General features: G+C 71.2%; 11 protein-coding genes. 4 read left to right on the top strand and 7 right to left on the bottom strand.

Annotation, left to right across the window (positions count from 1 at the left end):
• Positions 1 to 4: 4 nt before the first annotated feature.
• From G3I54_RS27120 to zapE, 3 genes are all read right to left on the bottom strand, one after another.
• On the bottom strand, positions 5 to 1378 hold the full coding sequence (locus G3I54_RS27120) for an alkaline phosphatase PhoX (protein ID WP_164618058.1): 1374 nt from the start codon (positions 1376 to 1378) through the stop codon (positions 5 to 7).
• Positions 1379 to 1518: 140 nt separating this feature from the next.
• Positions 1519 to 1944: an OsmC family protein gene (locus G3I54_RS27115; RefSeq protein WP_164618056.1), complete on the bottom strand. Its 426-nt coding sequence runs from the start codon at positions 1942 to 1944 to the stop codon at positions 1519 to 1521.
• Between the two features lie 91 nt (positions 1945 to 2035).
• A complete protein-coding gene (zapE, locus tag G3I54_RS27110) occupies positions 2036 to 3127 on the bottom strand; it encodes a cell division protein ZapE (protein ID WP_164618054.1) in 1092 nt (363 codons plus the stop codon).
• Positions 3128 to 3164: 37 nt separating this feature from the next.
• On the opposite strand from zapE, the gene G3I54_RS27105 reads away from it, so the two are divergent.
• From G3I54_RS27105 to msrB, 4 genes are all read left to right on the top strand, one after another.
• Positions 3165 to 3962 (top strand): pyrimidine reductase family protein, encoded by a 798-nt coding sequence (locus G3I54_RS27105; RefSeq protein ID WP_164618052.1) that lies wholly within the window; start codon positions 3165 to 3167, stop codon positions 3960 to 3962.
• A 162-nt stretch (positions 3963 to 4124) separates the two neighbouring features.
• Positions 4125 to 4577: an indole-3-glycerol phosphate synthase gene (locus tag G3I54_RS27100; RefSeq protein ID WP_203687238.1), complete on the top strand. Its 453-nt coding sequence runs from the start codon at positions 4125 to 4127 to the stop codon at positions 4575 to 4577.
• A 70-nt stretch (positions 4578 to 4647) separates the two neighbouring features.
• The gene (gene murC, locus G3I54_RS27095; protein WP_164618048.1) at positions 4648 to 6048 is read left to right on the top strand and encodes a UDP-N-acetylmuramate--L-alanine ligase; all 1401 of its coding nucleotides are present in this window, start codon (positions 4648 to 4650) and stop codon (positions 6046 to 6048) included.
• 50 nt (positions 6049 to 6098) lie between these two features.
• The gene (msrB, locus tag G3I54_RS27090) at positions 6099 to 6506 is read left to right on the top strand and encodes a peptide-methionine (R)-S-oxide reductase MsrB (protein ID WP_164618046.1); all 408 of its coding nucleotides are present in this window, start codon (positions 6099 to 6101) and stop codon (positions 6504 to 6506) included.
• 82 nt (positions 6507 to 6588) lie between these two features.
• Here msrB and G3I54_RS39085 read toward each other — a convergent pair whose 3' ends face one another.
• The 4 genes from G3I54_RS39085 to G3I54_RS27070 form a co-directional block, all read right to left on the bottom strand.
• A complete protein-coding gene (locus G3I54_RS39085) occupies positions 6589 to 7443 on the bottom strand; it encodes a hypothetical protein (RefSeq protein ID WP_203687237.1) in 855 nt (284 codons plus the stop codon).
• Positions 7444 to 7451: 8 nt separating this feature from the next.
• Positions 7452 to 11738, bottom strand: a complete 4287-nt coding sequence (locus G3I54_RS27080; RefSeq protein ID WP_164618044.1) for an AAA family ATPase — start codon at positions 11736 to 11738, stop codon at positions 7452 to 7454.
• Positions 11739 to 11811: 73 nt separating this feature from the next.
• Positions 11812 to 12285 (bottom strand): hypothetical protein, encoded by a 474-nt coding sequence (locus G3I54_RS27075; protein WP_164618042.1) that lies wholly within the window; start codon positions 12283 to 12285, stop codon positions 11812 to 11814.
• Positions 12286 to 12407: 122 nt separating this feature from the next.
• Positions 12408 to 13739 (bottom strand): SGNH/GDSL hydrolase family protein, encoded by a 1332-nt coding sequence (locus G3I54_RS27070; protein WP_239144590.1) that lies wholly within the window; start codon positions 13737 to 13739, stop codon positions 12408 to 12410.
• Between the last annotated feature and the right edge of the window lie 15 nt (positions 13740 to 13754).

Raw genomic sequence — 13754 nt, 5'->3', positions numbered from 1 at the left:
TACCTCAGCACCACGGCCCCGTCACCGCGAACGTCGTCCCCGGCGTGTAGCAGTTCACGTACATCGTCGAGCCGTCTGGCGAGAACGTGACCCCCGCGAACTCGCCCCACTCCGGCTCCTCGGGCGTCCCGATGTTCTGCCGCCCGCGCGCCATCGCGTACACCTCGCCGCGCCGCGTCACCCCGAGCACGTGCTGTGCGCCGCCGCCGTCCTCACAGACCATCAGCCCGCCGTCGGCCGCCAGGCAGATGTTGTCGGGGGACTCGCCGGGCAGCTGGATGTCGGTGTCCGGGCCGAAGAGCACGACCAGGGTCAGCCGCCGCTTCTTCGGCTCGTAGCGCCAGACCTGCCCGTAGTGGTCGGCCGCCGAGCCCTCGTCGCGGTGCGCGAAGCTGGAGACGAAGTAGACCGAGGAGCCGCCCCAGTAACAGCCCTCCAGCTTCTGCGCGTGCGTGATGCCCTTCGGCCCGAAGTCCTGGAAGCGGATCGCGGTCTCGGCGGCCAGCGGATCCGGTACGGGAACCCACTCGATCCGGTCGAAGCTCGCGCCGGTCTCCTGGACGGCCGACAGATCCGGCACGCCCGGCACCCGCATCGCCTCCAGCGCCCCGCCCGCCCGCAGCGAACCGGTGCCGCCGAGCGGCTTCTCGGGCAGGAAGCGGTAGAAGAGCCCGAACGGCTTCTCGAACGCGTCCTCGGTCTCGTACACGATCCCGGACTTCGGGTCGACGGCGATCGCCTCGTGCTGGAAGCGGCCCATCGCGGTCAGCGGGACGGCCCCGGTGCGGCGCGGATCGGCGCCGTCCACCTCGAAGATGAAGCCGTGGTCCTTGGTGTAGCCGTTGGTCCCGGCCTTGTCCTCGGTCTCCTCGCAGGTCAGCCAGGTGCGCCACGGGGTGGGCCCGCCCGCGCAGTTCACCGCCGTACCGGCGATGGCGACGCGTTCGCCGAGCACCTTGTTGCGGCCGTCCAGCTCCAGGGACGTACAGCCGCCCTTGGCCGCCGGGTCGTAGGTCAGCCCCTCGACGGTCGGTACGCCGATCTCGGCCGTGTGCCGGTTCTCGTGGTTGCGGACGAGGTGGACCCGCCCGTTGCGGCCGCGCAGGGCGGCCATCCCGTCGTGGTTGCTGGGCACCGGCCCCTCGCCGGAGCGCAGCGGTTCGCCCTCCCGGGACAGCACCCGGTAGCGGAATCCTTTCGGCAGGTCGAGCAGACCGTCCGGGTCGGGGACGAGGGGGCCGTAGCCGCCGTGGCCGCGCGCGGCGGCCGTGCCCGCGAAGAGTTCGGAGAAGGCCCCCGTGAAGGCGACCGCGGCGGCTGCGCCGCTGCCTGCCAGGACCTGACGTCGGGTGGCGGTGGTGCGGGGTGCGGTTGACATGAGGTGACTCCCTGTTGGCGGACAGGTGAAGTGACCCGCACGTGTGTAGCACGCACAGAGGCGCGGGGGAACCATGCGTACCCCCGCGCCCCGTGTTGCTGCTGGGACGGGCCCCGATGGGAGCAGCCGTCCGCGGAAGATCAGGCCAGCGAGGCCGTCAGCGTGATCGTCGTGCCCGTCAGCGCCTGGCTGACCGGGCAGTTCGCCTTGGCGTCCTCGGCGGCCTTCACGAAGGCGTCCTCGTCGAGACCGGGCACCTCGCCCACGACGCTGAGGTGGATGCCGGTGATGCCCGTACCGGGCTGGAAGGTCACCTCGGCCTTGGTCTCCAGCTTGGTGGGCGGCGTGCCGGCCCCGGCGAGTCCGTGGGAGAGCGCCATCGAGAAGCAGCTGGAGTGCGCGGCGGCGATGAGCTCCTCGGGGCTCGTCCTGCCGTTCGCCTGCTCCGAGCGGGAGGGCCAGGAGACGGGGTAGTCACCGATGCCGGAGGAGTCGAAGGTGACGACCCCCTTGCCCTCGATCAGGTTGCCTTCCCAGTTCGTGTGCGCCTGACGCGTGGTAGCCATGCTGGATCCCTTCGAACGGTGTGCGCGGTTGTACGGGATAACAAGGGGCGCCTCGCAGTGCGCGGTGCCCCGTTGCGTTACGCCCCCGAACCTACTGCGCCACCAGCCCCTTCGCGTCACGCGCCAGCGCCGTCAGCCGGGAGATCGCCCGGAAGTACTTCTTCCGGTACCCGCCGTTCAGCATCTCGTCGCTGAAGAGCTTGTCGAACGGCAGCCCGGAGGCGAGCACCGGCACCTCCCGGTCGTACAGCCGGTCGGCCAGCACCACCAGGCGCAGCGCGGTCGACTGGTCGGGCACCGCCGTCACGCCGGTCAGGCAGACCGCGCCGAGGTCGTCGGTCAGCGCGCCGTACCTGCTCGGGTGGACCCGGGCCAGGTGCTCCAGCAGCCCGGGGAAGTCGTCGAGGGACGCGCCCGGCGTGGCGTACGCGGCCCGGGTGACCTGCTCGTCGTCGTACGGCGGAGGAGCCTCGGGCAGACCCCGGTGCCGGTAGTCCTCGCCGTCGATGCGCAGCGGGCGGAAGTGCGCGGACAGGCCCTGGATCTCGCGCAGGAAGTCGGCGGCGGCGAACCGGCCCTCGCCGAGCTTGCCCGGCAGCGTGTTCGAGGTCGCGGCGAGCGCCACCCCGGCCTCCACGAGCCGGCTGAGCAGCGAGGACACCAGCACGGTGTCGCCCGGGTCGTCGAGCTCGAACTCGTCGATGCACAGGAGCCGGTGCCCGCTCAGGGTCCGCACGGTCTGCTGGAAGCCCAGCGCGCCCACCAGGTTGGTCAGCTCCACGAACGTGCCGAAGGCCTTGAGCGACGGCTCGGCGGGCGTGGCGTGCCAGAGGGAGGCCAGCAGGTGGGTCTTGCCGACGCCGTAGCCGCCGTCCAGATAGACGCCGCGCGGCCCGGTCGGCGCGGCCGGCTTCTTGCTGAACCACTTGCGCCGCCCGGCGCCCGTCGCGTGCGCCCCGCCGAGCCCGGCGGCGAAGCCCGCCAGGACCGTGACGGCCTCGCTCTGGCTGGGCTGGTTCGGGTCGGGCACGTACGTGTCGAAGCGCACCGAATCGAAGCGCGGCGGCGGCACCATCTCGGCGACCAGACGGTCTGCGGGGACGCGCGGCTCACGGGCGCACAGGGACAGCGGGGCCGTTTCGGAAAGGGGGCTCTGCCCCGGAAACGCGGTGGATGACGACACAACTCTCCACCCTAAGGCCCGTGCCAGACTGCAACCCATGCGAAGCCTGTTCCCTGTGACGGACCTGACAACGACGGCCGCCGCCGCCCCCGACCGCGAGTGGAGCCTGGACGAGCTGGCGGAGGCGTACGCCTACCCCGCCGAGCTCCCCGCCGGCCGGCCCGGGACCCCCTGGCTGCGCGCCAACATGGTCTCCACCCTCGACGGGGCCGCCCAGCACGACGGCCGCTCGCAGGGCATCTCCTGCGCCGCCGACATGCGGATCTTCGGCACCCTGCGGGGGCTGGCCGACGTGGTGATCGCCGGGGCCGAGACCGTACGCCTGGAGGGATACCGTCCGGCCCGCGCCCGGGAGGCGTTCGCGGCTCGGCGCGCGGCGGCCGGGCAGGGGCCCGCGCCCGCCGTCGCGGTGGTGACCGGCTCCCTGGACCTGGACTTCTCGCTGCCGCTCTTCACCGAGCCGCTCGTCCCCACCCTCGTGGTGACCGGCGCCGGGGCCCCCGCCGACCGGATCGCGGCCGCCCGGAAGGCGGGCGCCGAGGTGGTGATCGCGGGCGACGGCACCCGGGTGGACCCGGCCCGTGTCGTGCGCGAGCTGGCCGACCGGGGGCTGACCCGGCAGCTCACCGAGGGCGGACCCCGGCTGCTCGGCCAGTTCGTGGCCGCCGGTGCGCTGGACGAGCTGTGCCTGACGATCTCCCCGATGCTCACAGCGGGTGACGCCCAGCGGATTGCCGGGGGCCCCGGGGTCGCTGTGCCGGAACGTTTTTTCCTGGCATCGCTGCTGGAAGAGGCCGGGTTCCTCTTCACTCGGTACCGTCGGACTGACAGTTAGCGGAATTTACCGTTCCGCTTAGCTCCGGCTGGGCACACTTACCCCTGCAACCCCGTGGAAGCGCGGGGAAGGATGGTTTCAGCAAACGACCGTCGACGGTCGAGCCGGCGGTCGACGAGACGAAGAAGCGGAAGGGCGCCTGTCGTGTTCACAAGCGTTTTGATGATCGAGAAGCCGCTCACTCCCGAGGACGTGGACTTCGTCACCACGCTCCACGGCGAGGAGCGGATCTCGTTCGTCGTTCTGTTGCAGCCGCGCGGTGACCAGGCCGATGTCCTGCTGCGCGCGATCGACGACGTGGCGATGGGGGAACTGAAGGAAGCGGTCCGCGAGGGCGAGGAGCTGGAGGGCAAGGAGGCCCGCGAACCCGCCGAGATCGGCCTCGAATACTCCCTACGGGCGCTGCGCGAGGCAGGCTCTGAAGCGGTCGGACAGGTGATCGAGGATCACCCCCTGGACAAACTGACGACCGTCGTCGAGGAGGCGGGCGCGGACGAGGTCATCGTCCTGACCGCCCCGCACTACGTGGAGGAGTTCTTCCACCGCGACTGGGCCTCCCGGGCCCGGCACAAGGTGGGCGTCCCGGTGCTCAAGCTCTTCGCGCACAGCGAATAGGCTGGGCTCGCGGTCCGGGTTGGCCCTCGGCCGCCCACTCGAAACCCGAATCACGACCGCAGGAGCACAGATGGCACCCGGCATTCCCGCCGCCATGGAACGACCGCACTTCATCGGCATCGGCGGCGCCGGAATGTCGGGCATCGCGAAGATCCTCGCCCAGCGCGGGGCGAAGGTGGCGGGCAGCGACGCCAAGGAGTCCGCCACCGCCGAGTCGCTGCGGGCGCTGGGGGCGACCGTGCACATCGGACACGCGGCGGGCCATCTGGCCGACGACGCGTCCTGTGTGGTCGTCTCCAGCGCCATCCGCGCCGACAACCCGGAGCTGCTCCGGGCGAACGAGCTGGCCATCCCGGTGGTCCACCGCTCCGACGCGCTGGCCTCGCTGATGAACGGCCTGCGCGCCATCGCGGTGGCCGGCACCCACGGCAAGACGACCACCACCTCGATGCTGGCCGTCGCCCTCTCCTCGCTGAGCCTGGCCCCCTCGTACGCCATCGGCGGCGACCTGGAGGGCCCCGGCACCAATGCCACGCACGGCGAAGGGGACATCTTCGTCGCGGAGGCGGACGAGAGCGACCGCAGCTTCCAGAAGTACGACCCCGAGGTCGCGATCGTCCTCAACGTGGAGCTGGACCACCACGCGAACTACGCCTCGATGGACGAGATCTACGACTCCTTCGAGACGTTCGTCGGCAAGGTCGTCCCCGGCGGCACCCTGGTCGTCTCCGCCGACCAGCCCGGCGCGGTCGAGCTGACCCGCCGGGTCCGCGACCTCTCCGACCTCAAGGTCGTCACGTACGGCTCCGCCGAGAACGCCGACGTACGCGTCCACAAGGTCACCCCGCGCGGCCTGACCAGCGAGGTCACGGTCCTGCTCAACGGCAAGTTCCTCACCTTCACCGTCTCGGTGCCGGGCAGCCACTACGCCCACAACGCGGTCGCCGCGCTCGCCGCAGGCGTCGCCCTCGGCATCCCGGCGCACAACCTGGCCTCCGCGCTCGGCAGCTACACCGGGGTCAAGCGTCGCCTCCAGCTCAAGGGCGAGGCGGCGGGCGTGCAGGTGATCGACTCGTACGCCCACCACCCCACCGAGATGACCGCCGACCTGGAGGCCATGCGCGGCGCGGCCGCCGACGCCCGCATCCTGGTCGTCTTCCAGCCGCACCTGTTCTCCCGTACGCAGGAGCTGGGCACCGAGATGGGCCAGGCCCTCGCCCTGGCCGACGCCTCCGTGGTCCTGGACATCTACCCGGCCCGCGAGGACCCGATCCCCGGCATCACCAGCGCCCTGATCATCGACGCGGCGAAGGCGGCGGGCGCCGAGGTCACCGCCGTCCACGACCAGGCGGACGTGCCCGCCGCCGTCGCGGGAATGGCGAAGCCCGGCGATCTCGTTCTCACCATGGGAGCGGGCGATGTCACCGACCTCGGCCCGCGCATCCTGGACCACCTGTCGAGCGGCCGGTAGCCGAGTGGCGACCGGATCGACCGGCCACCTGTCGAGCTGAGGAGCGGGACGTGTCGTACGACGTCGAGAAGCCGGACGAGCAGTGGCGGGCGGAGCTGAGCCCCGCCGAGTACGCGGTGCTGCGCCAGGCCGGCACCGAACCCGCGTTCAGGGGTGAGTACACCGACACCAAGACGGCGGGCGTCTACTCCTGCCGGGCCTGCGGGGCGGAGCTGTTCCGCTCCGACACCAAGTTCGAGTCGCACTGCGGCTGGCCGTCCTTCTACGACCCGAAGGACACGGACGCGGTCGAGCTGGTCGAGGACCGCGCCCACGGCATGGTCCGCACCGAGGTGCGCTGCGCCCGCTGCGGCTCGCACCTGGGCCATGTCTTCGAGGGCGAGGGCTACCCGACCCCGACGGACCAGCGCTACTGCATCAACTCGATCTCGCTGACCCTGGCGCCGGACGAGAGCTGAGCCCGGCCGGGCTGACGGGCCGGCTGATGCCCGCACGGGGAGACCTGTGCGGGCATCTTCTCGTTCTCCGTCCCGCCGCGCGTCAGGAGGCGGCGAGAAAGGGCGCCAGCGTCGCGGCCACCGCAGCGGACCTCAGATAAGGAGAGGCGCGGTGGAAGTCGAACGGAGCGATGCTGTCCGTCAGATCGAGGTCCACCGTCGGGAAACGCTGCTTGAACGGGCGGGGGATGGCGACGATGTCTCCGTGGTCACTCACGTTGACCCACCGGCGCACACCGGGCGGGCGCTGACCGGTGCCGTCGACCGGGGACGGTGCCAGCCGGTCGAAGACACCGTGCGGCAGGCCGAGCGGTGAGCCGAGCGTCAGGAACAGGTCGATCTCGATCTCCGGGTGGGCGTGAAGCGCCTCGTAAGCGACGACGCTGCCGAGGGAGTGGGCTATCACCACTCGGGCCCCCGTCGAGGTGATGGTGGTGGCCACCTCGTCCCGGGCGGCGGTGCGAGCGTCGGGGGCATCGAGATAGCGCACCACGTCGCGGAAGAAGGCGGCGACGAACGCACGGGTCAGGCGGCCGTCGAGGCTGAGGTGCTCAGCGATCACGGAGACGAGCCGGCGGAGCGGCACCGCGAGACGCCCTTGGGCCGTCACGGGCGGAATCCTCAGATCCGTGGATTTTTCCAACGTCTCCACCCAGCTGACGATGGTCCGGAGTGCGCCCGGGTCTTCGTGCTCCAGCAGCTCCAGATCGTCCGTGCCCTGAGCGACCGGCCTGCCACGGTGGAGGTGGTGGGCGTAGTAGGCAAGGGTGAGGGGGACCCGGTCGACGTCGACACCGAGCCCGGTGGCGAGATCCTGGGCCCAGACCGCAGACCGGGCGGAAGCGATGGCTGCCGGTGTGTGGGCGGGGGAGTACTGGCCCACTCCGTGTACGGCCACGATGGAATTCAACGGGGTGTCCTTCCGTCGGGGGCGGGATAGGGACGCAGGTGGAGGTGGTCACCCAGCGTCATGTGGATGATGTCGGGGCCCACTCCGAGGTACAGGGCCCCGTCGGGAGCGACCGCGATGGCGAACACGCTGTCCGGGAACCAGAAGGCGTCGATCTGGCTGCCGTTTCCCAGGTTCCACAGCCGTAGGGAGCGATCGAGCCCACCGGTGAGGAGGTGCGGGTGCCCGTCGAGGAGAACCGGTGCGGAGGCGAAGACCGCGCGTGTGTGACCGGCCAGGGTGAACGCTCTGGTGGAGTCGAGGGCGGTGACGCGTACCTCGCCCTGGTCGTCACCGCTGACGACGTACGGCTGTGCGTCGATGTCCACGGCGGCGACGGTGTGGACGGCGGCGGGGTGCTGGGTGTGGAGCCGGGGCCGCGACGGCTCCAGCAGGTGTGCGGACCGGACGTGACCGGAGTCGTAACCCGCGAGAACGCGGGTGCGGGTGGCCGCCAGGGACAGGCACGGCCCACTTCCCGCGTCGGGGAGCAGAATGCGCTCCGGCTCGTCCGGTTCCGCCGAGTCGGTGTCGTACTGCTGGAACATACGGTTCACGTGGTCGACCCCGGACACCGCGACCTCACCGCTTCCGGAGGCGTGGACGGCGAAGGTGGTTCCTCGAACCGTGACGGTCAGCACCGCGGACGCCCGGAAGCCGTCGTCGAAGACGCGACGGTGGAGATGCCCCTCCTGGGCGTTGGTGTCCCACAACGCGATTCCGTCGAGTGCGCAGGAGGCGAGGATCCGCGGATGTTCTCCGGCCTCCAGGACCGCGACGCCGGTGGCCCTGTCCGGTGCCGGGATGTCGTCCCGGTACAGAAGGACCCGGTGTCCGACTCCGCTTTCCGCCTTCCACAGAATGAGGGTTCCGTCCTCACTGCACGAGACCAGACGGCCGTCGGGCAGCAGGGTGAGTGCGTTGATCGCATGGGTGTGCCCGAGATGGCGTTGGGGGATCTCCTGCCCGGCCGCATCCGAGACACGGACCGTGCCGCCCTCGCTCGCCGTCAGGATGCGAGTCCGGTGTGGTCCCGGCACGACGGCGACGCGGGTGATCGCTGTCGTGTGGCTCGCTGTCTGGCGACTGCTGCCGTCGGTGTGCGTCAGCCGTGCGATGCCGTCCGCACCGCCGCTGAGGATGTACACGGAGCCGTCCAGGGCGACGGCGGCCAGATCGTTGACGGCGTCGGCGTGATCCGCATTGAGGATGGACCAACCGGTCAGGATGTTGCCGTCCGAGTCGCCCTGGACCGGTTCGAGACCTCTTCCCAGGTCGAGGAAGCAGTAGTACGTCGCGTGCGGGTGGGCGTACGGCGGCGGCGACAGCACCTTCTCGCCCCGAACGGACAGTACCTCGACGATGTCGTGCTGGGCGACCACGCAGTCGCCTTTGCCCTCCACGGTGACACAGGACAACCGTGTCACCGGACTGACGAGCGCGGAAACCTCGACACTGGACAGGTGGGCACCGGTGGCGATGTCCCAGTAGCGGATCACCCGGTCCCCACCGGCGCTGGCCACCGCGGGTGTCCCCCCGTGCCGCACGGCCGCCAGGGACCAGACCGGCCCCCGGTGGGCACGGACCGTCCACAGGAGGCGCCCCGTGGCCAGGTCCCACCCCCTCAGTTCACCGCTGTCGCAGCCGGTCACGGCGAGATGGCCGTCATCGGTCCGCCCGGCCACCACACCGCCCACCGGCAGGCCATGGTGGTCGAGTTCGAGCGTCGGCGTCGCGGAGTCGAGGTCCCACAGCCGTGCTGTTCCGTCCTGTCCGGCGGTCAGGGCGTGTGGGCGGCCGTGCATCTCCAGGGTCGTCAGGTCCCAGATCCTGCCGCGGTGACCGGTGAGCGTCGTCAAAAGGCCGGTGTGCAGTGACCGGCCCGCGGTCCGGAGAATGCGCCGGCCGAGGTCCCGGGTGAGTTCGGCGGCCAGCCGATACTGCTGGTGCCGGGCCGCGTCGACGGCCAGGATGTCGCGCCGCTGGTCGGGCGGACCGCTGTGATGGGCGCTGTACGACGTGAGATAGACCGCGCCGTGCGAGCCGCCTTCACCGTGATACAGCTCTTCGGCCAGTGGAGCAGGGTCCGCGTGGACCAGGAACTCGCCGTCCTCAAGTAGCTCTCCCAGCCTGCCGGCGAGTGCGCTGTGCCGTGCGGCGTGGCGAAGGAGGTACGGCTCGGTGCTGGCCCAGCGACGTCGGCCCGAGCCGGTCGTGCCCACCGTCGCGAGCAGGCGTTCCCAGACCGTGGCCGCGGTCAGGACGGACCGCTCGCGGAGACGGTCGGCCAGCCCTTGGTGGAAGAGCCGGTAGACCGGGGTGCCTTCACGGTCGACGTTGCGCCGCAGGTAGAACCGCGCGGCGTGCAGGAGATGCGCGATGTCCGGCTGCTCCTCCCCGGCCGAGCCGGGTTTCACGGCCGCGACATGGCTGAGCAGACTCTCCGGCATGCCCGCGCCCTCGGCCCAGGCCAGCGCGGTGAGCACCTCGTGCAGGCCCGGCCGGGCGACCAGCTCCAGGTGGAGGTCGAGGACTCCGTCGAGGGATCTGGGCACGGCCCTGCCTAGTGCCTCCGCGTCCTTCTTCGTGGTGGGCGGTGTTCCCCGGTCCCGAAGAAGCCGCAGGTAGAGCCCCGCGACCAGGAACTCACCCCACTCGCGTGTCCCACTCAGCAAGGTGTCCGCGAGCGCTTCCCCCAGGCTCTCGGCCGTCGCGAGCGAGCACCAGGGCAGTATTCGCCCGTCCGCCGGGCGCAGCGTACGGCGAACGAAGTGCACCAGGTCTTTACACAGGCGCTGGACCGGGACCTCGCCCAGGTCGATCAGGCCGCCTTGTGCACGGGCCGTCTCGATCAGGGACCCGAGTCCCGTTTCGGGACGCGTCGCGACGAGCATCCTGCACAACGGCTGACCGTCCGGTCGCAGGGCCGACGCCAGGGGCGACAGCACGGTGGCGACGAGATCGGCCGGATGTTCGGCCTCGTCCACGGCATCCACGATGAGACTCGGAGGCTCAGGCCTCGCGTGCAGGGCGATCATCAGCCGGTGGGTGGTCCACGGCAGACCTGGGCCGGGGGATTCCACGCCCCACTGTGCGGCCAGCGAGGACAGGATCTCGGGGACCCTGCGCCGTCGTGCGTGCACGACGGCCAGGCCCTCGGCCACCCCGGGGAGGTCTGCTCCCGATGGCCGCCACAACGCTTCCGTGGCCTCGCGCAACAAGGGGTGCGCGGCGCAGGCGAGTGCTCCGACCAGTGCCGACTTACCGACGCCCGGCACGCCTGTGACCACCCGGAGCGATGTCCCCTGCCCCTCCAACCACCCGGTCAGCGCGCGGAGTTCGTCACCGCGCCCGGTGAAGGACGGAACGGTGATGTCGACTCGTTCCTCGCCGCTGTCGGCGCCGGCGGCCCTGATGACGAAATGGCGGGTGTCCGCCACGTCGTCGAGGACCGTGAACACGGCAGGGTCCACGCTGCTGCGGAAGCGCGAGCCGGCCGGGTCGTGTCGCGGGTTCGGGAAGAACCGCAGGTGCGACAGGTCATCACCGAGAGCGGCGAGGGGGCGTAGGACGGTCTGCTGAATGCCGCCCGCGCTCTGCTCCTCCACATGGCGGGCCACCTCGCGGCAGAATCGGTCGATCGGGATGTACGGCAGGGACTCGTCCAGCTTCAGGGCCCCGGAGGCGAAACCACGGAGCACCTCGTCGACCGCGATGCTGAGACGACCGTCATAGGCGGGCTCGTCGGTCTGGCAGGCGGCCAGCACCCAGACGCGTCGGTGGTTCGGGTGGAGCAGGGACCGTAGTTGGTCGGCCGGGACCGCACCGGAGTGACACAGGTCCAGGACGAGGAGTACGGACGGAATGTCCTCACCGGCCGCAGTCGGCCGCTCCGCCATCTCGACCCAGCGACTCAGCGAGTCGGTGGTGAGCCGACCGTCTCCGCCCACGGCATAGACCTTGCGGGATTCGCGCGCGAGTTCTCCGTGGGCGAGCACATGGATGATCGTGAAGTCGGCCCTGTCCGTGACCGCATGTGTCAGTGCCCCTTCCAGGGCGGCGGCAGTGGAGGCGGGGTCCGGAACGGGCTCCAGGAGGAGGTACGCGTACTGCTTCGCCAGTACCTCGCGCAACCGCTGCGACTGCTGTGCCGCGTAGATGAGCGGCTGCCACGGGGGCGGCGATTCGTCCGCGGGGTCCGTGGTCGGCCCCTCGACTCCCACGACCAATGCCTGACGGCGCATTCCGCATCCTTCGGTCCCGCCTACACCTTCGTGGAGCCGCACCATGGTCACCCTACGGGCGCAGCCCCGATGATCACTCCTGGTCGCCGTCGCTCCCGCCGGCTTCCGACCGCAGCAGCGGGTGGATCACGCCGGGGAAGACCCGGGCCCGTACGACCTCCTCGGCCGACCCGCCCTGGACGACGGTCTCAGCGACGCCCCAGGGCCGCCCGGCCAGGTGGATGGTCAGCGTGTACGAGGAGGAGCAGCCGGTGCACTCGTAGCGGTCGGCCCAGGTCTCGACCTCGGTGGTGGAGCCCGGGTAGCGCTTCACATGGCGGTGGCGGGCGTGGCAGTGGTCGCAGGTCTCGCCCGGCTCGCAGGTCCCACCGCACGGACACGGCACGTCAAAGCTGTCGGCGGGCTTCCAGCGCTGCACGAGGACGGCCTCGCGGGTGGCGCCCATGTCCTTCATGGCCTTGAGGTTGCGGGCGGCGACGTTGTACGACTCGCCGGTGGCGGCCATCCGGTCGCGGATGACGTCCTTGCGTCCACGGTTGGTCGTCATGTGGTTCCTCCGGGGTTCACGCAGCCCGCCAGGAGGCCCATGAGTCAGATCAGTACCTCTTTACGTTACCCGCCCGGCACCGGCGCACGGACCGGGCGGGCGTCCTGCGGTCGGTGAGGCGTTCAGAGGGCGTCGAGGTCCATGGCGGAGGCGATGGCGTGCGACCCGGCTTCGTTGGGGTGGACGCCGTCCGGGAAGACGTAGCCGGGGCGCGGCAGGGCCGGATCGGCGGGGTGGGCGAGGGCTCGGTCGACGTCGAGGACGGAGTCGTACGCGCCGCTGGTGCGTATCCAGTGGTTGACGGTGGTCCGGATCCTCTCGCCCCGCTCGCTGTACGCGGGGAAGAGGGCGCCCTTCATGGGCAGGATGGTCGCGCCGACGGCCTTGACGCCCCGGGCGCGGGCGGCGCGGATCAGCTCCTTGTGGGCGTTGATGATCCGGCGTGCGGTCACGTGGGGCGCGGAGCCCATGCAGGGGTCGCCCATCGCGGGGGCGGCGAGGTCGTTGCCGCCCAGGTGGATGATCACCGAGCGCACGCCGGGGCGGTCGAGCACATCGCGCCGGAAGCGGTCGGTGGCCTTGTCGCCGTAGCAGGGGGAGTCGTCGAGGATGCGGTTTCCGCCGATGCCGGCGTTGACCACGTCCAGCGGGCGGCGGTCGGCGGCGATGCGTTCGGCGAGCTTGTCCGTGAAGCGGACGTCGGCACCGGGCGCGGCCCCGGTCCCGTCCACGAGCGAGTCCCCGAAGGCGACCACCGTGCCACGTCGGGGGGTGGCCGCACCGGACACCTCCACGCCGCTCAGGAAGTACCAGGCGTTCGTGGACGCGGTGAAGGCGTCGCCGCCGTCGTCGGTCAGGCGGCTCCCGGGGGCGCGGTAGGAGGTGGCGGTGGTGAACCGGTGGAAGGTGGCCGGGCCGGTGCGGTCGGCGAAGTACAGCGTGACGGCCAGCTTCTCCAGCGGGGAGGTGCGCAGGGCTCCGGCGTCGCTCACGAGGTCGCGCCCCGGGGCGATGGTGGCGCTCCGCGACCCGCCGAACGTCAGCTTCCGCGAGGTGCCTGGCCAGACCTGGGCGTCACCGGCGGAGCGGCCGATGGTCGCCGCGGTGATCCGCAGCGGTGTGGTGCCGTACGTGTTGGACAGTCTGATGCGGACCGTGGAGCCGCCGGTCGAGAGGCGGACCACCTGGCGTACGGACTGGTCGGCGAACCCTTGCCGCGACCAGTTGGGCCCCCAGTCCTCGCTGCCCTCGACGGGCCGCTGTACGGCGGTGCCCCATGTCCCGGTCCACATCGGGCCGTTCGCGGCGCGCGGCTTGTGGGCCGAGCCGCCGAGCGCCGTGGCCGCCGGGGCGGCCGCCGGGACCACGAGCGCGGTGAGCGCCGCCGCGGTGGCGGCGAGCAGGCCTCGCCGTAACGCCTTCTTCTTCGATGGCCGCGACTCCGCTGAATGCATCAAGAGATCTCCTCG

This window comes from Streptomyces sp. SID14515 (assembly GCF_010548505.1).
Taxonomy (GTDB): Bacteria; Actinomycetota; Actinomycetes; order Streptomycetales; family Streptomycetaceae; genus Streptomyces; species Streptomyces caviscabies.
The sequence above is the reverse complement of the archived record's forward strand: the minus strand, read 5'-3'. Positions and strand labels throughout refer to the sequence as shown.